This is a genomic window from Pseudomonas sp. CLCA07 (genome assembly GCF_053615335.1).
The window spans coordinates 5,618,835-5,639,345 of record NZ_CM132131.1; the positions used below are offsets into that span (position 1 = coordinate 5,618,835).

A 20,511-nucleotide genomic window follows, 5' to 3' on the forward strand; every position below is an offset into this window, starting at 1 on the left:
CAACCATGAAACGATCAACAGCTGAAATCATTCGTGAATATGGCCCGTTTCCCGGCGTCGACAGTGTGCATGGCGTCTCGTTTGACGGCCGACGCGTCTGGTTTGCTTCCGGAGAAAAGCTCAACGCCCTCGATCCGGAAAGTGGAAAACCAACGGGTTCAATCAACGTTGCCGCAGACGCGGGAACCGCCTTCGATGGCCAGCACTTGTTCCAGATTGCCGGTGAACACATCCACAAGATCGATCCGCAAAGCGGCCGTGTACTCGCCACCATCCCGGCACCCGGCGGTGGCGCTGATTCGGGGCTGACGTGGGCGGAAGGCACGCTGTGGGTCGGTCAGTACCGGGCGCGCAAAATCCATCAGATCAACCCCGATACCGGGGCCATTCTGCGCACCATCGAATCCAACCGCTTTGTCACCGGGGTGACTTGGGTGGACGGCGATCTGTGGCATGGCACGTGGGAGGAAGATGAAAGTGAGTTGCGGCGAATTGACCCGATCACCGGTAAAGTCCTGGAAACTGTCGAAATGCCGCCAGGGGTGGGGGTGTCAGGCCTTGAGTCAGACGGCGCCGAGCGGTTTTTCTGTGGCGGTGGCAACAGCGGCAAGGTGCGGGCCGTTCGTCGGCCGGTGTCTTCCTAGAACGTAAACTGGCGCGACGAGCGAGGTGCGCTCTGGGCCAGCTCGATCTCCAGCAGGTGTTCAACCAGCACGTCATTGAGAAAGCGGAACTGATCGTTGAGACCGACCACTTCATTGTTGAAGTGGTTGGCCGCTGCCGGCATCAGCAATGCCTCGAAATTCGGGTCGAACACCAGTGACAGTTCTTTGCGCGACACGAATTCTTGCGCGTAGTAGTTGCTGCCAAACACCGGGAAACTCACGGCTAGGCTGACGGAGTGGATCATGATAGGTGCTCCTCGGTCTGGCCGATGTCCAGGATGAAACGGGAAAAAAGCGTCAGCGTCACGGCCGTCAGGGCCAGGCAGGTCAGGAGATGGATCAACATGATGTGGCCCTCCGAGGCGGGGTTTGCGTTGGAATGGGGTGATCGTGCGCCTGAGGGGTTTATTGCGGAAGGCATTCGTCGCGATGGTGAATATCAATGTTAATGATGGTGTTCTTTAGGGCTCCATCGCGAGCAAGCTCTGCTCCTACAGGGGAATGGTGACCACTGTAGGAGCCGGCGGTGCGACGATTCGACTTGCCCGCGAAGAGGCCCTTGAACCTTCCATCCAACCCCCAGCGAACAAACAACGCTACCTATACTCAAATCAATAGGCCTTTGAGTTTCGGGCATTCTGCCCAAGGGCGACTGTAGGAAACCGCGATCTTGAACCTGCGTTCGCTGATCGTCGCCGTGTTGGTGGTGTTGGCGGGATGCGCCACGCCTGAGCGTGCCCCTGTGGTGGCGCCGGTTGTGGTGGTCGTGTCCGATAGCACGTGGCGACAGGTGGATCGCGAAATCGTCGCGGCGTCGCAATCGGCCACTGAGCAGACGCGAATCTACTCGCGCGGGGCCATGGAATACTGGCGCACACGGGTCTACCAATTGACCGAAGAAAACTTTATTCCCTGGTTCAGCAGTTACTGGACTCAGGAATGGCTATCGATGAAAGTCAGCTGGTACACCCTCAGCGCCAAGGGCGAGCAGGATGCCTCGGCCAAGCGTTTGGCGGGCTATCTGCTCGAGCAATATCAGGAACGGGTGCTGGCGCCGGTAGCGGTCGAGATTGATCCCGACGCGATTCTCGGCCAGTCCACCGCGTTCTACGTAGACATTCTTCAGGAAGAGCTGCAGAAAACCTCCAAGCGTCACGGCATACCGATGGCGCAGCTCAATGGCCGCATCCAGAAAGTCCCCGCCATCGCCCTCGGGCCGCCCCCCGCGCGCAATGCCTCGCTTTACCAGGTCGTCCGTACGCAGCCGTTGGACTCGCTGCCGGCTTATGCGGCGTTGATCGACAAGATCCACAAGGCGGGGGGCGACAAGGGGATCGGTTCGACGGACACCGCCATGGCGCCCGTGGCCAAGCGCGCCAGTCAGCGCATGGAAGCCGAAATGGCCCCGCGCGGGGCCGCCAGTGCGGTGGCCGCCGCCGCCGGGAAACTGGCCGGTGGCTTGATCACCGTCGGCGTGGCCGGGATCCGCGCGCTCATCCAGGCTGCCGACCGGCCGGACAGCGAGGCGCTGATTCGCAGCAGCCTGGGCAATACGTTCGACAAGGCCTGGATGCAGCTGGTGAAAAATCCGACGACCGGCGTGATGGCAGGGACGCTGTACATGGCGGGGCAGATCGAGGGCAACCTGGCGGTAACTGCCGAACCACCGTCGGTCGATTCGGCCAGCGGGTCTGTCGATTGGAGCCCGACGGAATCGACTAACCATCAGCTCGACCCTCAACCCCCTGCAGGAGAATGACCATGTCTTATGTCGATGGCTGTGTGATTGCCGTACCGACCGCCAACCGGGAGCAGTTCAAGAAGCACGCCGAAATCACCAGCGCGATTTTCAAGGAGAACGGTGCCTTGAGCATTGTTGAATGCTGGGGCGACGACGTGCCAGACGGCAAAGTGACCTCGTTTCCGATGGCGGTGAAACTTAAGGAAGACGAAACCGTGGTGTTTTCCTGGATCGTCTGGCCAGACAAGCCGACCCGCAATGCCGGCATGCAGAAAATGATGGCCGACCCGCGCATGCAACCGGACGTCAATTCAATGCCGTTCGATGGTCAGCGGATGATCTTCGGCGGCTTCAACATCATCACTCAGGCCTGAAACACACCCCAGGATCACTCCGCTGTCGGGGTGATCCTGCAACTCTTGCGATTACGGATCTCATTGTCCGTCGGCCGCTCCCTGACGAACTCGAAACGTGGCTCACCTTCGCTATAGTGAACCAGCCAGCCCCATTCCAGCTCGGACTCATCCTGCCCAGGTTTCGGTGGCATCGCCCACCATGGCTCTTTGCTGATGATCTCCCGCATGGCTCCCTCCCGTTGTTTTCGGTTGGTTCAACTATAACGTGCATGACAGGAGGTGCCAGGCGTGAGCGACGAATCCCATGAACCACTCAAACGGCTGTTTTTTGCCCTGAACTGCCCGCCCGAGCAGCGCAAGGCGATTGCGCAATGGCGCAGCGCGCTTGAACTGCGCAGCGGGCGCCCGGTGCCGGCGGAAAATTTTCACCTGACGTTGAAGTTTTTGGGCGCGGTGGGGGTGGTGCAGATCGCCGATATCTGCACCGCCGCCGCGAAGGTTCGTGTGCCAGGTGGACCGTTGAAGTTGGCGCTTGATCGGCTGGATGTCTGGCGCAGGGCAGGCGTGCTGGTGCTCGCACCCGAGCAAGCGCCGCCGGAGTTATTGCGATTGGTGTATGCGCTGGAACAGGCAATGTTGCCGTTTGGGTTTGAGGATGCGCCGAAGGAGTTTCGGCCGCATTTGACTTTGATGCGCGACTATCGGCTGCCGGTGCCTGAGTCCGTGACGCCGCCCGAGTTTTTCCTGCAGGCTGATCGCTTTGCGTTGTTTGAATCGCATAAGGGACGTTATCGGGCATTGGCCGAATGGCCACTCGTTCCCGGATAAAAAATGGCGCCCGAGGAGGGCGCCCAAATTCACCTTAACCGAGGAAGCCAGGTGAGGCCGTTCTGCTGCAGGGAGCGTGCAGCGGTGGTAAGGCGCTGCGGGAACGGAAAACGGTTGAGTTTTTTGTGTTGCCAGTGATGGCGATCTCAAATTCAGCGACTATTTCCCGAGCTTGACCCGCGTCCAGCCCCGGGTCATCACACGCTGAATCCCGATCGGCATATCCGGAATCGCATACAACGTCGCCATCACCTCCTGCGGCGGATACGAGCCCGGATCATCCCGAATCGCTTCATCCACCAACGGCGTCGCCGCGGCGTTGGCGTTGCTGTAGCCGATGTTGTTGGTGATCTCGGCGATGATGTCCGGGCGCATCAGGAAGTTCATGAACAGGTAAGCGTTCTCGACGTTTGCCGCGTCCCGAGGGATGGCGACCATGTCGTAGAAACTGCCGGCGCCTTCTTTCGGGATGCTGTAGTCGATCTGCACCGTGTTACCCGATTCCTGGGCGCGGGCCTTGGCTTGCAGGACGTCGCCGGAATAGCCGACCGCCACGCAGATGTTGCCGTTGGCCAGGTCGGAGATGTACTTCGACGAATGGAAGTACGCCACAGAAGGGCGAATCTTCATGAACAGCGCTTCAGCTTCGGCGATCTGGCCTTTGTCTTGCGAGTTCACCGGGTAGCCCAGGTAGTGCAGGGCGGCCGGGAGCATTTCGGTGGGCGAGTCGAGGAAACTGATGCCGCAGGCTTTGAGTTTTTCCGCGTTTTCCGGTTTGAATAGCAGATCCCAGGAGTTGGTCGGTGCGTTGGCGCCGAGCACTTCCTTGACCTTGGCCGGGTTGAAACCGATGCCGATCGAGCCCCACATGTACGGGAAGGCGTGAGCGTTATCCGGATCGCTGGCGGAGGCGTTTTTCAGCAGGACAGAGTTGAGGTTTTTCCAGTTCGGCAGCTTCGATTTGTCCAGTGTCTGATAGACGCCAGCCTTGATCTGCTTGGCCAGAAAACTGTTGGACGGCACGACAATGTCGTAGCCGGATTTGCCCGCGAGCAGGCGTGCCTCAAGGGTTTCATTGCTGTCGAACACATCGTAGGTCACGCGAATGCCGGTCTCGTCTTCGAACTTCTTGACGGTGTCCGGTGCGATGTAATCCGACCAGTTGTAGACGCGCAGTACCTTGTCATTGGCCTGGGCGCCGGTAGCCATTGCGCCCAATAAGGACAGTGTCAGCAGAGTCCTGCCAAACATTTTCATCGGTACAACTCCATTCTTTTTATTTAGAACACAAAGCCTGTGGTGAAGGGGTAGGCCCATCACCACAGTTAACTCAACGACCTAAGCCGTTGCTCCAGCCATTTGCTTATCAGGTTGCTGCCACGATTCGCTGGCGGTCTGGTCCATCGCTTCCTGGATCGCACGTTTGCGGGTGGCTTCGGCGCGGCGGCTGAAGTACCAGACCATGAAGGTCACAATCGATACCGCCAACAAGATCAGACTGGCCACGGCATTGATTTCGGGCTTAACCCCCAGACGCACCGCCGAGAACACCTCCATCGGCAGGGTCGTCGAACCCGGCCCCGACACGAAACTCGCCAACACCAGGTCATCCAGCGACAGGGCAAACGACATCATGCCGCCGGCCGCCAGCGATGGCGCAATCATCGGGATGGTGATCAGGAAGAACACCTTGAATGGCTTGGCCCCGAGGTCCATGGCCGCTTCTTCGATGGACAGGTCCAGCTCACGCAAGCGGGCGGAAACGACCACCGCCACATACGCCGCACAGAACGTCGTGTGAGCGATCCAGATAGTGATGATCCCGCGTTCCTGCGGCCAACCGATCAACTGCGCCATGGCCACGAACAGCAGCAGTAACGACAGACCGGTGATCACTTCCGGCATCACCAGCGGCGCGGTAACGAGGCCACCAAAGAGCGTGCGACCCTTGAAGCGCGTAACGCGAGTCAGCACAAACGCCGCCAGGGTCCCCAGCGCCACAGCGGCAATCGCGGTGTAGCAGGCGATTTCCAGCGAGCGCACCACCGAGCCCATCAGTTGGGTGTTGTCGAGCAAACCGGCGTACCACTTGAACGACCAGCCGCCCCACACGGTCACCAGTTTCGAGGCGTTGAACGAGTAGATCACCAGAATCAGCATCGGCAAGTAGATGAACGACAAACCGAAAATCAGCATGAACTTTGAAAATCCGAAACGTTTCATCCCCGTGCCTCCATCTCTTTGGCCTGGCTGCGGTTAAACAGCAGAATCGGCACAATCAGGATCAACAGCATCACCACCGCCAGTGCAGAGGCCACCGGCCAGTCGCGGTTGTTGAAGAACTCTTGCCACAGCACGCGACCGATCATCAGGGTCTCCGGACCGCCCAGCAGTTCCGGAATCACGAACTCACCCACCACCGGAATGAACACCAGCATGCAGCCTGCGATGATGCCGTTCTTGGCCAGCGGCACGGTGATTTTCCAGAAGTTGTTGAAGTTGCTCGAACCCAAATCCGAAGCCGCTTCCAGCAGGCTTTGATCGTGCTTGACCAGGTTGGCGTACAGCGGCAACACCATGAACGGCAAGTAGGCGTAAACCACGCCGATGTATACGGCCGTGTTGGTGTTGAGGATCTCGATCGGGTGATCAGTCAGTCCGGTCCACATCAAAAACCCGTTGAGTAATCCGTTGTTGCTGAGAATACCCATCCACGCATACACGCGGATCAGGATCGCGGTCCAGGTCGGCATCATGATCAACAGCATCAGGACGTTTTGCGTTTCCTTGTTGGCCTTGGTAATGGCGTAGGCCATCGGGAAACCGAGCACCAGGCACATCAGCGTGCTGAACAACGCGACCTTCAACGAGCCGAGGTAGGCCGATATGTACAGCTCATCGTCGGTCAGCAACAGGTAGTTGCCGACGTTCAAAAACAGCTGAAACTTCTGTTCGGCGTAGGTGTAAATCTCCGAATAAGGAGGAATGGCCAGCGCCGCTTCCGAGAAGCTGATCTTCATCACCAGGAAGAACGGCAACAGGAAAAACAGGCATAGCCACAGGAAGGGAACCCCGATGACGAGCTTTCGACCACTCGGCATCAGCCGCATGAACTGCTGATTGAGTGTTTTCATGAGCGCAGTACCACGCCGCTGTCGTCTTCCCACCACACGTAGACGGTGTCGTCCCAGGTCGGGCGCGCGCCACGGCGTTCGGCGTTGGCCATGAACGATTGCACGACTTTGCCGCTTGGCAGTTCGACGTAGAACACCGAGTGACCGCCGAGGTAAGCGATGTCATGCACTTTGCCTTGGGACCAGTTGTAGCGGTTCTCTGGCTTGACTGTGCTGACCAGCATTTTTTCCGGGCGGATCGCGTAGGTGATCGACTTGTCCTGCACCGAGGTGCTGACGCCGTGACCCACGTAAATCTTCTGCTCAAGGTCCGGGCTGTGGATGATCGCGTGACCTTCAAGGTCTTCCACCACCGTGCCGTCGAAGGCGTTCACGTTGCCGATGAACTCGCAGACCATGCGGCTGACCGGTGCTTCGTAGATGTCGACCGGGCTGCCGATTTGCGCGATCCAGCCCAGGTGCATGATCGCGATGCGCTGGGCCATGGTCATGGCCTCTTCCTGGTCGTGGGTCACCATCACGCACGTCACGCCGACGCGTTCGATGATTTCCACCAGCTCCAGTTGCATCTGCGACCGCAGCTTTTTATCCAGCGCGCCCATCGGTTCGTCGAGCAGCAGCAGCTTCGGACGCTTGGCCAGGGAGCGAGCCAATGCCACACGCTGACGCTGACCGCCGGACAGTTGATGCGGCTTGCGCTTGGCGTATTGGGTCATGTGCACCAGGCGCAGCATTTCTTCAACGCGGGCGTCGATTTCGCTGGCGGGCAAACGGTCCTGCTTGAGGCCGAAGGCAATGTTCTGCGCCACGGTCATGTGCGGGAACAAGGCGTACGACTGGAACATCATGTTGATCGGCCGCTCGTACGGCGGCATGTCGGTGATGTCCACGCCGTCGAGGAAAATCCGGCCATCGGTCGGGCGCTCGAAGCCTGCGAGCATGCGCAGCAGGGTCGATTTGCCAGAGCCGGAACCGCCGAGCAGGGCGAAGATTTCGCCTTGATGAATCTCAAGCGAGACATCGTCCACCGCGGTGGTTTCGTCGAATTTCTTGGTGACGCGGTCGACTTTCACCAACACCTTTTTCGATGTCTGGTGACCTTCAAGAGCCTTCCTGTAAATGCTGGAGGCGTTTGCCATGTGAAACTCCCAACAGGTTTCAGTCGTCGGGCCAACGCGGCCTGACTTAATAGTTGTGTGCAAACCCGAGCGGTACAGAGCCAGTCAATTCACTCGCGTCCCCTGTAGGAGCTGGCTTGCCAGCGAAGAGGCCGTGGCAGTCGACATCATTGTTGACTGACAGACCGCCATCGCTGGCAAGCCAGCTCCTACAGGGGCGCGCTTGCTTTGTTGACATTACCCATACTGTTCGGGCTTATTCGGCGCCGCCGTCCTGGCTGCCTGGTAGTACTTGTTGTTATCGCAGTGTGTTGCTGTCGCGAGGGGCGGGCGCGCAAAGGCGCGCCCGTCTGACTCGCGGGGGCAGTAATTGGGTTGTTTGTATTAAGTCAGCGGCTTTTACGCAGCGCGGCCCGTCGCCGGCACGCATCGCCGAACGCCTGGAAAATACTCAAATAAGGAGGATTCGAAAGCACTTGCCATTCCGGGTGCCATTGCACGCCGACGGCAAACGTTGGGCTGTGGTCGACGGAAATCGCCTCGATCAAACCGTCCGGCGCAATCGCTTCGGCACGCAGGCCGGGCGCCAATCGGTCGATACCCTGACTGTGAATCGAATTGACCATGAACTCCGCCGGCAACTCCAGGGCTTCGAACACGCCGCCCGGTTGCACAGTGACCGTATGTGCCGGTGCGTATTGCACCGCCAGTTCCGGACTGTCCGCTTCGCGGTGGTCCAGCATGCCCGGCAGTTCGTGGACCTTCTGGTGCAGGCTGCCACCAAACGCCACGTTCATTTCCTGGAAGCCCCGGCAGATGCCGAGCACCGGCACGCCGGCCGCAATGGCCGCACGTAATAAAGGAAGGGTCGTGGCGTCCCGCGCCGGATCGTGATCCGTGCCGGGAGCGCTGGCCGGGCCTTGATAGTGGAAAGGTTCCACATTCGAGGGGGAGCCGGTCAGCAACAGACCGTCGAGATGCGCGAGCACATCCTCGATTTCAGTCAGTTCGCCCAGGGAAGGGATGACCACAGGCAGCCCCAAAGCCGCGACGCTGACAGCACGCAAGTACTTGTCGCCGCTGACGTGGTAGGGGTGCAGGCCAATCTGTTTGACGCATGCAGTAACGCCGATCAATGGCTTGAATGCCATTTTTATCACCTCGAAGTTTCACACTTGAACGAGCTTTTCCGGAGCTTAGCCTTGTTGATTTTAATTAACAACTCTCATGTAAAAAATTCTAAACGCCGCACGTCCGATCTTCAGCAATTACACGGTGTGCAAGATCGATCTGGCACTCTCGTCCCCTAAAAAGGCCAGAAAATAAAGGTTGAAGGGTCAAGTGTTCGCTATTGACTTCACTTTGCCGTTCGGGTTGACTGGGCTCGTGAAAGGGTAGTGAACATAATAATTAACAGCTAAAAAATAGGTGCATCATGTCGGTCCCTCTGCGTGCCGTTCAACTCAACGAAGCAAACGCATTCCTTAAGAAATATCCTGAGGTTTTGTACGTCGACCTTCTGATTGCGGATATGAACGGCGTGGTGCGCGGCAAGCGCATCGAGCGCACCAGTCTTCATAAGGTCTACGAAAAAGGCATTAACCTGCCGGCGTCTCTGTTTGCTCTGGACATCAACGGTTCTACGGTGGAAAGCACCGGCCTGGGTCTGGACATCGGCGACTCTGACCGGATCTGCTTTCCGATCCCTAATACGCTCAGCATCGAGCCTTGGCAGAAGCGCCCGACCGCGCAACTGTTAATGACCATGCACGAACTCGAAGGCCAGCCGTTCTTCGCTGACCCGCGCGAAGTGTTGCGTCAGGTGGTGAGCAAGTTCGATGACATGGGCCTGACCATCTGCGCCGCGTTCGAACTCGAGTTCTACCTGATCGACCAGGACAACGTGAACGGTCGTCCGCAATCGCCTCGTTCGCCGGTATCCGGCAAACGTCCGATGTCGACTCAGGTGTACCTGATCGACGACCTCGACGAATATGTCGATTGCCTGCAAGACATCCTCGAAGGCGCGAAAGAGCAGGGCATTCCTGCCGACGCCATCGTCAAGGAAAGCGCCCCGGCGCAGTTCGAAGTGAACCTGCATCACGTCAACGACCCGATCAAGGCCTGCGACTACGCGGTGTTGCTCAAGCGTCTGGTGAAAAACATCGCCTACGACCACGAGATGGACACCACGTTTATGGCCAAGCCGTATCCGGGTCAGGCGGGCAACGGTTTGCATGTGCACATTTCGATTCTCGACAAAGAAGGCAACAACATCTTTGCCAGCGAGGATCCCGAGCAGAACGCCGCGCTGCGACACGCGATCGGCGGTGTGCTCGAGACCCTGCCGGCGCAGATGGCGTTCCTGTGCCCGAACGTCAACTCGTACCGCCGTTTCGGCGCCCAGTTCTACGTGCCGAACTCGCCAAGCTGGGGCATCGACAACCGTACCGTAGCCGTGCGTGTGCCGACCGGTTCGCCGGACTCGGTGCGCATCGAGCATCGTGTCGCCGGTGCCGACGCCAACCCGTACCTGCTGATGGCCTCAGTGCTTGCCGGTATTCACCACGGCTTGACCAACCAGATCGAGCCGGGCGCCCCGGTGGAAGGCAACAGCTACGAGCAAAACGAGCAGAGCCTGCCGAACAACCTGCGCGATGCACTGCGCGAGCTGGACGACAGCGAAGTCATGGCCCGTTACATCGACCCGCTGTACATCGACGTGTTCGTGGCGTGCAAGGAAAGCGAGCTGGCCGAGTTCGAGAACTCCATTTCCGACCTTGAGTACAACTGGTACCTGCACACCGTTTGATGGCTTGAACCCGGTTTCAGGTTGAAAACCCGATCAACTGTGGGAGCGAGCCTGCTCGCGAAGGCGGCGGCACAGTCAACATTGATGTTGTCTGACACACAGCCTTCGCGAGCAGGCTCGCTCCCACAAGGGATTGCATTCCAGGTTTTAACTGACGATCACCTATTCCTCTGCGTCGAGTCACAACCATGACAAACACTCGCAGCGACTGGGAACAACACTTCCAGTCCCTAACACTCGAAGGCCGTGCATTCATCGACGGCCAATACTGCCCGGCACTCAGCGGCGACACCTTTGAATGCATGAGCCCGGTCGACGGCCGTTTCCTGGCCAACGTCGCCAGCACCGACGAAGCCGACGCCAATGCGGCCGTCGCCGTCGCGCGTCGCACCTTCGAATCCGGCATCTGGGCCAACCTCGCTCCGGCCGAGCGCAAGCGCATCCTGATCCGCTTCGCCGACCTGATCCTGGCCAACCAGGAAGAACTGGCCCTGCTCGAAACCCTCGACATGGGCAAGCCGATCAACGACTCGATGAACATCGACATTCCAGCGACCGCCAACGCGATCCGCTGGAGCGCCGAAGCCATCGACAAGATCTACGACGAAGTCGCCGCCACCCCGCACGATCAACTCGGTCTGATTACCCGCGAACCTGCCGGCGTGGTCGCCGCCATCGTGCCGTGGAACTTCCCGTTGATCATGGCCAGCTGGAAGTTCGCCCCGGCGCTGGCTGCCGGTAACTCGTTCATCCTCAAGCCTTCGGAAAAGTCGCCGCTCACAGCCATTCGCATTGCGCAACTGGCGCTGGATGCCGGCATCCCGAAAGGCGTGTTCAACGTCCTGCCGGGCTTCGGTCACACCGTCGGCAAAGCGTTGGCGTTGCACATGGACGTCGACGTGCTGGCCTTCACCGGTTCGACCGCGATTGCCAAGCAACTGATGATCTACGCCGGGCAAAGCAACATGAAGCGCGTCTGGCTTGAAGCCGGCGGCAAGAGCCCGAACGTGGTGTTCGCTGACGCGCCGGATCTGCGTGCGGCAGCACAAGCGGCGGCCGGTGCGATTGCCTTCAACCAGGGCGAAGTCTGCACGGCCGGTTCGCGCTTGCTGGTGGAGCGTTCGATCCGCGAGCAGTTCATTCCACTGCTGGTGGAAGCGCTGCAAGCCTGGAAACCAGGACACGCTCTCGACCCGGAAACCACCGTCGGCGCAGTCGTCGATCAGCGTCAACTGGACAACGTGTTGCGTTACATCCAGGTCGGCAAAGACCAGGGCGCGCAACTGATCGCCGGCGGCAGCCGCACCCTCGAAAGCACCGGCGGCCTGTACGTGGAACCGGCGATTTTCGACGGCGTGACCAACGCCATGACCATCGCCCGTGAAGAAATCTTCGGCCCGGTGCTGTCGCTGATCACCTTCGACACCGTTGAAGAAGCTCTGGCCATCGCCAACGACAGCATCTTCGGCCTGGCCGCCGGCGTCTGGACCAGCAACCTGAGCAAGGCCCACACCTTCGCTCGCGGTTTGCGTGCCGGCAGCGTCTGGGTCAACCAGTACGACGGCGGTGACATGACCGCGCCGTTCGGCGGGTACAAGCAGTCGGGTAACGGTCGGGACAAATCGCTGCACGCGTTCGACAAATACACCGAACTCAAAGCGACCTGGATCAAGCTCTAATACCTATAAAAAAAGCGACGGTCGCCGGCACGCTGCCGGTGGCCATCGGAGAAAGCTATGAAACAAGATTCTGTGAAACAAACCCACGTAAACAGCTACTACGCCGCCACCCGCAACTTCACCGGCGATTTTCCGGTGCTTGAAGAACTGGTGGAATGCGACGTCTGCATCATCGGCGCCGGCTACACCGGTTTGTCCTCGGCCCTGTTCCTCGCCGAAGCCGGCTACAGCGTCACCGTGCTGGAAGCCGCCAAAGTCGGGTTCGGCGCCAGCGGTCGCAACGGCGGCCAACTGGTCAACTCCTACAGCCGCGACGTCGATGTCATCGAAGAACGCTACGGCGACAAGACTGCCGAAGTCCTGGGCAGCATGATTTTTGAAGGCGCCGACATCATTCGTCAGCGCATACAACACTACGACATCCAGTGCGACTACCGTCCGGGCGGCATCTTCGCCGCGATGAACAAAAAGCAACTCAAAGGCCTGGCCGAGCAGAAGAAAAGCTGGGAGCGCTACGGCAACAAGAACCTGAAAATGCTCGACACGGCTGACATCAAGCGTGAAGTCGGTTCCGACGCCTACGTCGGCGGCCTGCTCGACATGCAGGGCGGCCACATCCACCCGCTGAACCTGGCCCTCGGCGAAGCCTCGGCCATCATCGGTCTGGGCGGCAAAATCTACGAACAATCGGCGGCAGTAGAAATCACTTACGGCGAACCGATCACCGTACGCACCGCCAAAGGCGTAGTGCGCGCCAAATACCTGCTGATCGCCGGTAACGCCTACCTGCCGCAGGGCCTCGACAATCGCGTGACCAGCAAGAGCATGCCGTGCGGCTCGCAAATCGTCGTCACCGAACCGTTGTCCGAAAAGGTTGCGCGCAGCCTGATCAAAAACAACTACTGCGTCGAAGACTGCAACTACTTGCTCGACTACTACCGCCTCACCGCCGACAACCGCCTGCTGTACGGCGGTGGCGTGGTCTACGGCGCGCGGGAACCGGACGACATTGAACAACTGATCAAGCCGAAAATCCTCAAGACCTTCCCGCAACTCAAGGACGTGAAGATTGATTACCGCTGGACCGGCAACTTCCTGCTGACCATGTCCCGCATGCCGCAATTCGGCCGCATCGAGAAAAACGCCTATTACATGCAAGGCTACAGCGGCCACGGCGTTACCTGCTCGCACCTGGCTGGCAAACTGATCTCGGAAATGATCCGCGGCGACGCCGAACGCTTCGATGCGTTCGCGTCCCTGCCACACATGCCAATGATCGGCGGCCGCACCTTCTCGGCACCGTTGACCGCCCTCGGCGCCGTGTACTACTCGCTGCGCGATCGTTTCGGCATCTAAACCTGCTGCAATCCCTGTAGGAGCCAAGCTTGCTCGCGATGGCGGTGTGTCAGCCTCCATTGATGTGGCTGACACACCGCCATCGCGAGCAAGCTCGGCTCCTACAGGAGGTCTATGGCGTGCACAAAATGTGTGACCAATCAGAACCAGACTGTGAGAGCGAGCCTGCTCGCGAAGAGGCCATATCCGCCAGCATCGATATCGCCTGACACACCACTACTCTGTAGGAGCCAAGCTTGCTCGCGATGAGGCCATCCCCGTCGCCATCAATGCCAGCTGACACACAGCAACCGCCCCTACAGTTTTCACAGCCAAACCCCCTGATTTCAGGTCAAAACAACCTTTTTACCCAACCACTTATCGAACCTGCTGAGCAGCACCACCAAACGTGATTTAATACCCGCCTTTCAAATTTCCGGGACAGGGAAGCGGTGTTTTCGCGGCCAAAAGTCGCCCGCCATCCACCCCCATAACCCTTAAGTTTTTTCTCGCATAAGGCTGTCATGGACACGGGCTCAAGACTCAAATTAGTACGCGAAAGCTACAAACTGTCCCAGCGCGAGCTGGCCCGGCGTAGCGGCGTCACCAATGCCACCATCTCCCTGATCGAACAGAATCGCGTCAGTCCCTCCGTCAGCTCCCTGAAAAAACTGCTCGAAGGCATCCCCATGTCTCTGGCGGACTTCTTCACCTTCGACCAGCCACCGCGTGAACATCAATACGTGTTTCGGGCTAATGAACAGCCGGATCTGGGCCGTCATGGTCTGCGGTTGTTGCTGATTGGGGCTTCGGTGCCGAGCCGGCAGATGCGCTTGTTGCGCGAGCAATACGCGCCTGGGGCGAGTTCGGGGGAAGAGCCGATTGTGCATTCGGAAGGGGAGGAGTGTGGGCTTGTTACGCGGGGGACGGTTGAGTTGACGGTTGATGGGCAGATTAGTGTTCTCAACGCGGGCGACGGCTACTACTTTCCGACGACGTTGCCGCATCGGTTTCGGAATATTGGGGCGGATGAGGCTGAAATTATCAGTGCCAACACACCGGCTAACTTCTAATACATAAAGGCGGACGCTGCCCTGTAGCAGCTGCCGAAGGCTGCGTTCCCAGGCGAAACCAATACCGAGTGAATGCAGTCCTCGGCAGCCGCCACATGGTTTTTTTGCTTTGATTGGGAAAAACGGGCAGTTGCAAAAACAGGTCATTAAAAACCCGCAGTTATGCGGGTTTTTAATGCCTGAAATTTACTGGCGGCTTCTACCCTGGTTCACTCGGTGAGCGTTCAATCATTGCTTCATGGATTCACACTGGTTTACGGCAATGCGGTTACGTCGGTGACGAATCTTCGATTTACAATCCAGCTTCCAAGCTTCATTTCGGCTTTATTCCGTCGGAAAAAACGGGTCTAAGCGATAGTTTTCTTTTAAGCATCGGCGGGCGTAACGAAAAAGTCGTTCTACAGTCACCAGTAGTCCGTTGTGGTGACGATGATCGTCTTTCATGATTCGAGTTGCTGCCATTAGCCCACGGCATCTGTTTTCCATCGTTTCCAGCCTCTGCCACGTTTCAAGAGAGTCCTCATGAGTTCAGGGATTAGTCAAAAGCTGCAGGGTAGTCGCAAGGAATTACTCGATATTGGCCTTCGCAACACCATGCTGAACTTCCGCGCGTCAGCCAAGACATTGGCTGTGGTGGATGAACTTTCAGAGTCGGTGTTCCATCTGCTTTATCGGCAGGAGAAGGCGATGAGTTTTTCACCAATGGCACGCCAGAAGTTGGCTGCGTTGGCGAAGTCCACTCAGATTGAGGGGGGAAGTGCTCAGGACGCAGCGACTGATGAGTTGCTTTTAACCGAGCTTGGCGGCTTGGGCGAATCGGATTTTGTCGACGATGAGGTAGACAGTTCTGGTCGAGCGCGTCGGCACACGGATACGCGTCTTCAGACAACACTGGATGAGGAGCGCCTTTTCCTGCAGCTGTTGAGGATTCACAGTGAAGCGCGAGCTTTTATCGAAGAGCAAGGCGTCAACACTTTGTTTCTGGCTCTGGGTTTCCTTCATTGGTACGAGGCCGACAGCTCAGAGACCCTTCGCAAGGCTCCCTTGATGTTATTGCCGGTGACCCTTGAGCGTAGCGGCGCAAAGGACGCATTCAAGCTGAAGTATTCCGGAGACGAGTTAATGCCTAACTTGTCTTTGATCGCCAAGCTCAAAACGGATTTTGGTCTCGATCTTGCCGCCTGTGAGTTCAGTGAGGACCACTTTGATGCTACGGAGGGTAGTCTCGACAGCTTTTATACTGAAGTAACGGACTTGATAAGCAAGCAACCCCGCTGGAAGGTTTCAACCAACGAGGCTGCCCTCGGGTTCTTTTCCTTCGGCAAGTTCTTGATGTTTAAGGATCTGGACCCGAAGAGCTGGCCGCAAGACCAGCAGCCCGATGCACACCCAGTCATTAATCGGCTCCTGGGGGGTGGTTTCGGTGACCAACGTCCAGCCTATGCCGAGGGTGTGAACATTGACTCGGTGCTCCAACCTGGAGAGGTGAGATTCGTCAAAGATGCTGACAGTAGCCAGACTGAAGCGATTCTCGAAGTGCGAGAGGGTGCCAACTTGGTTATCCAGGGACCGCCAGGGACCGGTAAATCTCAAACCATTACTAACATTATCGCGGAACTGATTGCCCAGAAAAAAACTGTGTTGTTCGTGGCCGAAAAAATGGCCGCTCTTGAAGTAGTTAAACGTCGACTCGATGAATGTCACTTGGGTGATGCAGTGCTTGAGTTGCACAGCCATAAGTCTACTAAAACGTCGGTGCTAAAGGAGCTCGGACGTACGCTTGAACAAGGTCGGCCACTGACGAAGGTGGGCGAGGATGATCTGGTTAATTTGGCGGAACTGCAAGGCAACTTGAACCGTTATTGTTCCGCAGTGAGTGCACCTGTGGGTGCCAGCGGTATGGACTTTGTTGAGGTGCTGGGGCGATATCTCAAGCTCAAACACAGTTACGGTGTCTTACCTACGATCGCTTTCGCGCCAATGGCGTCATGGACTCAGGCTGATCAGCTGAAGCGCCGTGAACTGGTCGAAGAATTGTCTATTCATTTAAAGGAAATGGGCCGTCCGGACAAAAATCCATTCTGGGGAAGTAAACGAACTTTTTTCTCTCCCATTGAACAGAACAATGCGAACGATGCGTTACAGCAAGCAATTGCGCACTTAGCCGCGTTGAACATTGCCGCCAATGCTCTGTCGATTCGACTGATGTTGACTCAGCCCGCCACTCTCGCGGACGTTGCTGTCATCTGCCGTGCTGCAAGGCGGGCGGCCGACGCGCCTCGTTTGCAAGGCGTAGAGATAAGTACGGGCGATTGGCAGCTGCGTCGCGATGCAATTCGTGAATTGCTTGATGCAGGTCAGCGCATGAGCATGTGCAAAGCCAACCATGGTGCGCAGTTGATCGAGGCCGCTTGGGAGCAGGACCTGTTGGAGGTTCGACAGAATCTGCTCGCATACGGTGATAAATGGTGGAAGGTATTTTCAGGGCCCTATCGTGCGGCCAAAGCTCGTTTGCAAGGACTTGCACTGGGTGTGCTGCCTGGCAGCAATGCCGAACAGCTAGGTTTGGTCGATTCGGTATTGACCTATCAACAAAGCCAGAGGATTTATGACCAACACGAGGGGTTGGGCAATGCGCTCTTCGGTGCTCAATGGCAGCGTCAGCAGTCCGACTGGGCGGTACTCGATCGCGTTAGCGCTTGGGTAGTCCAGCTCTACGAAGACCTCGGCAATGGCCATGTACCACGAGGGATCATTGCGTTTCTCGCCGGCCACACGGACGCAAGTGGGCTAGGGGAAACAGTCAGTGACATTGAGGAGCATCTCGAAGGCCTTGATAAGGCATTGTTGGCAGGTCTGGAAGTCATCGGAATGCAAGATGACAAAGTCCAAACGCTACGCAAGCTGGATCTATCTGCCTTGGGCACACGCTTACACCTGTGGCAGGCTAGCCTGAGCGCGCTTTACCAAGTGGCTCGTCTTAATGTGCTTTCAAGCGAAATGCATCAGGCACAGTTGGACGAGATGTTGAGCATCGCCCTGCGTAGTGAAACACCCGATCAGATACCCGCCATCCTCGACTTTTCATGGTATTCGGGACTTGTCCAAAAGGCTTACGCCGAAAAACCAGCGCTACAACAGTTTGACCGCATCAAGCACGAACACCAGATCGCTAGGTTCAAAGCACTTGATGCTGCGTCGTTGAACCATGCTCAAACGTATTTGGCGCGCCAGGTTTGGGAGCACATGCCCAATGTGAACCAACCGGGTGAAATGGCAACGCTGCGTGCAGAGCTGAATAAGAAGCGCCGGCACATTCCGATTCGCCAGCTGATTGACAAGGCGGGAAGGGCGATTCAGCAAATCAAGCCGGTGTTCATGATGAGCCCTATGTCGATCGCCAACTTTTTGCCTCCGGGTAAGCTGGGATTCGATGTGGTAGTGTTCGACGAAGCCTCTCAAGTCAAGGCCGTCGATGCGTTTGGCGCAATATTGCGCGGGAAGCAAGTGGTGGTTGTGGGTGACACGCGGCAAATGCCGCCCAGCGATTTATTCAGCCGCGACATCGCACCCGATGACGAAAACGACGCCACCGCTGACATAGAAAGTATCCTTAGTCTGTTCAAGGCGGCGGGTAGTCAGGAGCGCTACCTGCGGTGGCACTACCGCAGCCGGCACGAATCACTTATCGCCGTCTCCAACGTCGAATTCTACGAAAGCAAGCTGGTGGTATTCCCCTCTGCAGGCCAGCATCTCCACGCCAAAGGTGTGAGCTTCGATTATTTGCCACACGCACTGTATGACCGTGGTCGCACTCGAACTAATAAGGATGAAGCCAAAGCAGTCGCTCATGCGGTGATGAAGCATGCATTGGAGACGCCGGAACTTTCCTTGGGTGTTGCCGCGTTCAGCGTCCCACAGCGAGATTTGATCAACGTTGAAGTTGAGTTATTGCGGCGTAAGACACCTCAGGCTGAAGTATTTTTCACTGCGCAGGGCGGCGAACCTTTTTTCGTAAAAAATCTTGAAAACATTCAAGGTGATGAGCGCGACGTAATTTTCATCAGCATTGGTTATGGCCGAAATGAGTCCGGTCGTATTGCCCGTGAATTTGGTCCGCTCAATAAAGACGGCGGGCATCGCCGACTTAACGTTTTGATCACTCGGGCCAAATTGGCAATGCGCGTGTTTTGTAACTTCCGCGGTGATGAACTGGATATTGATGTCACGGCGAAACACGGCGTAAGGGCATTAAAAAATTTCCTCAAGTACGCGGAAACGGGTGAATTGGAAGTCGCCAAAGAAACCGGCAAAGCTACGGATTCGCCTTTTGAGGACGAGGTTATCCGGGCCTTGCGCGACCTTGACTACCAGGTCGAGCCGCAAGTCGGCACCGCCGGTTACTTCATTGACTTAGCTGTCAAGGACCCAGAGTTCCCAGGCCGCTACGTATTGGCAGTTGAATGTGATGGCGCGGCCTACCATAGTTCGCGCTCTGCGCGTGATCGCGATCGGTTGCGACAAGGCGTGCTAGAGGGCTTGGGTTGGAACTTTCATCGTATCTGGAGCACCGATTGGTTCCGCAATCCCACGCAAGAAATTGCTCGCACAGTGGAGGCGATAGAGTCGGCGCGCGAACGCATAGCCAATCGCCGTAACGTCTCGATTGCAGATACTTTAATCGAGCCACTACACGAAATTCTTCGTGATGAAGCTCTCGACGAAGTCGAGCCGGTCGCCAGTCCACCTTATGAAAAGGCGCGGCTCTCTGCAGTAACTAGCCAAGTGGAATTGCATCAGCATAAGCCTCAACAGTTGCTGCAGCTGATCCGAACAGTTGTTGATATTGAATCACCGGTGCATTCGGTCGAGGTTACCCGAAGACTCATGGATGCTTTCGGAGTGACACGGCAAGGATCAAGAATTTCTGCCGCTGTTGAAGATTCCATTGATATGGGTATTAAGCAGAGGCTGTTTTTACGCCGTGGCGAGTTTCTTTACTTGACCGATAATCGGCCAGTTGTCATCCGCAACCGATCTCATTGGGAGACCACTGAGCGCAAGTTAGAGTGGGTCGCGCCTGAAGAGCTCGATCAGGCGCTAATAGAAATCATCATTTCTGGATTTTCCATGAGTCATGACGATGCAATCTCTGGAGCCTTGAAGCTGCTCGGTTTTGGCCGCGCCAACGCCAAAGTGACAGCATTGTTCGAAGCAAGAATTAAGCAATTGATTGGTGATAGGCGGTTGGAGTTGAAAGAGGGGCGGTTGGTGGTGTGTGCTTGATTAGGTATGCCGTTGCAACGAGCCCAGAATTGTAAAACGGACAGAGCTACTTGAACAACTTCTCTGAATCGTGAGTCAGGTTGAGCGAATACAAGTAATAAGAAACCCGCATCAATGCGGGTTTTTTACGGCTGAAAATTGGTTCATTGCCCCTTGGGTAAATCAAACCCACGCTGCTCAATGACCCGAAACACATCGTTCACATCTTGGATCAGGATCCGGGCGATGTTGGTGACGGTGTTGATGTCGTTTTCGGCGTAGTCGGGGAGGCTGGTGCAGGCCATGAGGTTGAGGTATTTGAGGACGGCGTTGAGGCGTTCGCTGACGCAGTTGTGGAGTTCGCGCAGTGGGGCGTCGCTGTCGATGTGCAGAACGGGGTATTCAGTGGCTAGTTGGGACATTGGGGTGAAGCGGCGGGGCGGAAGTTGAGTTGTCATGGTGTAAATCCTTATGAAAGAAGAATTGCCACCTTTCTGCTGCGAAA

At 57.1% G+C, this 20,511-nt stretch carries 17 protein-coding genes; 9 read left to right on the plus strand and 8 right to left on the minus strand.

What is annotated here, in order from left to right:
- Positions 1-5 precede the first annotated feature (5 nt).
- A complete protein-coding gene (locus ACWGZX_RS25825) occupies positions 6-644 on the plus strand; it encodes a Vgb family protein (protein ID WP_452626007.1) in 639 nt (212 codons plus the stop codon).
- Here ACWGZX_RS25825 and ACWGZX_RS25830 read toward each other — a convergent pair.
- The gene (locus tag ACWGZX_RS25830) at positions 641-910 is read right to left on the minus strand and encodes a hypothetical protein (protein WP_452626008.1); all 270 of its coding nucleotides are present in this window, start codon (positions 908-910) and stop codon (positions 641-643) included. The genes ACWGZX_RS25825 and ACWGZX_RS25830 overlap by 4 nt on opposite strands.
- A 425-nt stretch (positions 911-1,335) precedes the next feature.
- Here ACWGZX_RS25830 and ACWGZX_RS25835 point away from each other — a divergent pair, with 425 nt between their 5' ends.
- Complete coding sequence (locus ACWGZX_RS25835; protein WP_452626009.1) at positions 1,336-2,424, plus strand: hypothetical protein; 1,089 nt, start codon at positions 1,336-1,338, stop codon at positions 2,422-2,424.
- 2 nt (positions 2,425-2,426) lie between these two features.
- Complete coding sequence (locus ACWGZX_RS25840; RefSeq protein WP_223516051.1) at positions 2,427-2,780, plus strand: DUF1428 domain-containing protein; 354 nt, start codon at positions 2,427-2,429, stop codon at positions 2,778-2,780.
- A gap of 14 nt (positions 2,781-2,794) precedes the next feature.
- On the opposite strand, the gene ACWGZX_RS25845 is transcribed toward ACWGZX_RS25840, so the two are convergent.
- On the minus strand, positions 2,795-2,989 hold the full coding sequence (locus ACWGZX_RS25845) for a hypothetical protein (RefSeq protein WP_223516048.1): 195 nt from the start codon (positions 2,987-2,989) through the stop codon (positions 2,795-2,797).
- Between the two features lie 61 nt (positions 2,990-3,050).
- Between ACWGZX_RS25845 and thpR the strand changes: the two genes are divergently transcribed.
- On the plus strand, positions 3,051-3,590 hold the full coding sequence (gene thpR / locus ACWGZX_RS25850; protein WP_452626010.1) for an RNA 2',3'-cyclic phosphodiesterase: 540 nt from the start codon (positions 3,051-3,053) through the stop codon (positions 3,588-3,590).
- Positions 3,591-3,749: 159 nt separating this feature from the next.
- Here thpR and ACWGZX_RS25855 read toward each other — a convergent pair whose 3' ends face one another.
- The 5 genes from ACWGZX_RS25855 to ACWGZX_RS25875 all read right to left on the minus strand — a co-directional run bounded on the left by ACWGZX_RS25855 (position 3,750) and on the right by ACWGZX_RS25875 (position 8,993).
- Positions 3,750-4,847, minus strand: a complete 1,098-nt coding sequence (locus ACWGZX_RS25855) for a polyamine ABC transporter substrate-binding protein (RefSeq protein WP_452626011.1) — start codon at positions 4,845-4,847, stop codon at positions 3,750-3,752.
- An 81-nt stretch (positions 4,848-4,928) separates the two neighbouring features.
- Positions 4,929-5,813: an ABC transporter permease subunit gene (locus ACWGZX_RS25860; protein ID WP_150779936.1), complete on the minus strand. Its 885-nt coding sequence runs from the start codon at positions 5,811-5,813 to the stop codon at positions 4,929-4,931.
- On the minus strand, positions 5,810-6,691 hold the full coding sequence (locus ACWGZX_RS25865; RefSeq protein WP_162131646.1) for an ABC transporter permease subunit: 882 nt from the start codon (positions 6,689-6,691) through the stop codon (positions 5,810-5,812). The genes ACWGZX_RS25860 and ACWGZX_RS25865 overlap by 4 nt, the downstream gene beginning before the upstream one ends.
- A 29-nt stretch (positions 6,692-6,720) precedes the next feature.
- Entirely contained in the window at positions 6,721-7,863 is a 1,143-nt protein-coding gene (gene potA / locus ACWGZX_RS25870; protein WP_452626012.1) for a polyamine ABC transporter ATP-binding protein, read from the minus strand.
- A gap of 368 nt (positions 7,864-8,231) precedes the next feature.
- Positions 8,232-8,993, minus strand: a complete 762-nt coding sequence (locus ACWGZX_RS25875) for a gamma-glutamyl-gamma-aminobutyrate hydrolase family protein (RefSeq protein ID WP_452626013.1) — start codon at positions 8,991-8,993, stop codon at positions 8,232-8,234.
- A gap of 284 nt (positions 8,994-9,277) precedes the next feature.
- Here ACWGZX_RS25875 and ACWGZX_RS25880 point away from each other — a divergent pair, with 284 nt between their 5' ends.
- The 5 genes from ACWGZX_RS25880 (at position 9,278) to ACWGZX_RS25900 (ending at position 20,027) form a co-directional block, all read left to right on the plus strand.
- Positions 9,278-10,654, plus strand: coding sequence for a glutamine synthetase family protein (locus ACWGZX_RS25880; RefSeq protein ID WP_452626014.1), 1,377 nt, complete (start codon positions 9,278-9,280; stop codon positions 10,652-10,654).
- Between the two features lie 188 nt (positions 10,655-10,842).
- Entirely contained in the window at positions 10,843-12,333 is a 1,491-nt protein-coding gene (locus tag ACWGZX_RS25885) for an aldehyde dehydrogenase (RefSeq protein ID WP_452626015.1), read from the plus strand.
- A gap of 72 nt (positions 12,334-12,405) precedes the next feature.
- Positions 12,406-13,689, plus strand: a complete 1,284-nt coding sequence (locus ACWGZX_RS25890; RefSeq protein ID WP_452629069.1) for an NAD(P)/FAD-dependent oxidoreductase — start codon at positions 12,406-12,408, stop codon at positions 13,687-13,689.
- Between the two features lie 503 nt (positions 13,690-14,192).
- On the plus strand, positions 14,193-14,741 hold the full coding sequence (locus ACWGZX_RS25895) for a cupin domain-containing protein (protein ID WP_007895886.1): 549 nt from the start codon (positions 14,193-14,195) through the stop codon (positions 14,739-14,741).
- Between the two features lie 522 nt (positions 14,742-15,263).
- The gene (locus ACWGZX_RS25900; RefSeq protein WP_452626016.1) at positions 15,264-20,027 is read left to right on the plus strand and encodes a DUF3320 domain-containing protein; all 4,764 of its coding nucleotides are present in this window, start codon (positions 15,264-15,266) and stop codon (positions 20,025-20,027) included.
- A 143-nt stretch (positions 20,028-20,170) separates the two neighbouring features.
- Here ACWGZX_RS25900 and ACWGZX_RS25905 read toward each other — a convergent pair whose 3' ends face one another.
- Positions 20,171-20,464, minus strand: coding sequence for a fructose-bisphosphate aldolase (locus tag ACWGZX_RS25905; protein WP_452626017.1), 294 nt, complete (start codon positions 20,462-20,464; stop codon positions 20,171-20,173).
- Positions 20,465-20,511 lie beyond the last annotated feature (47 nt).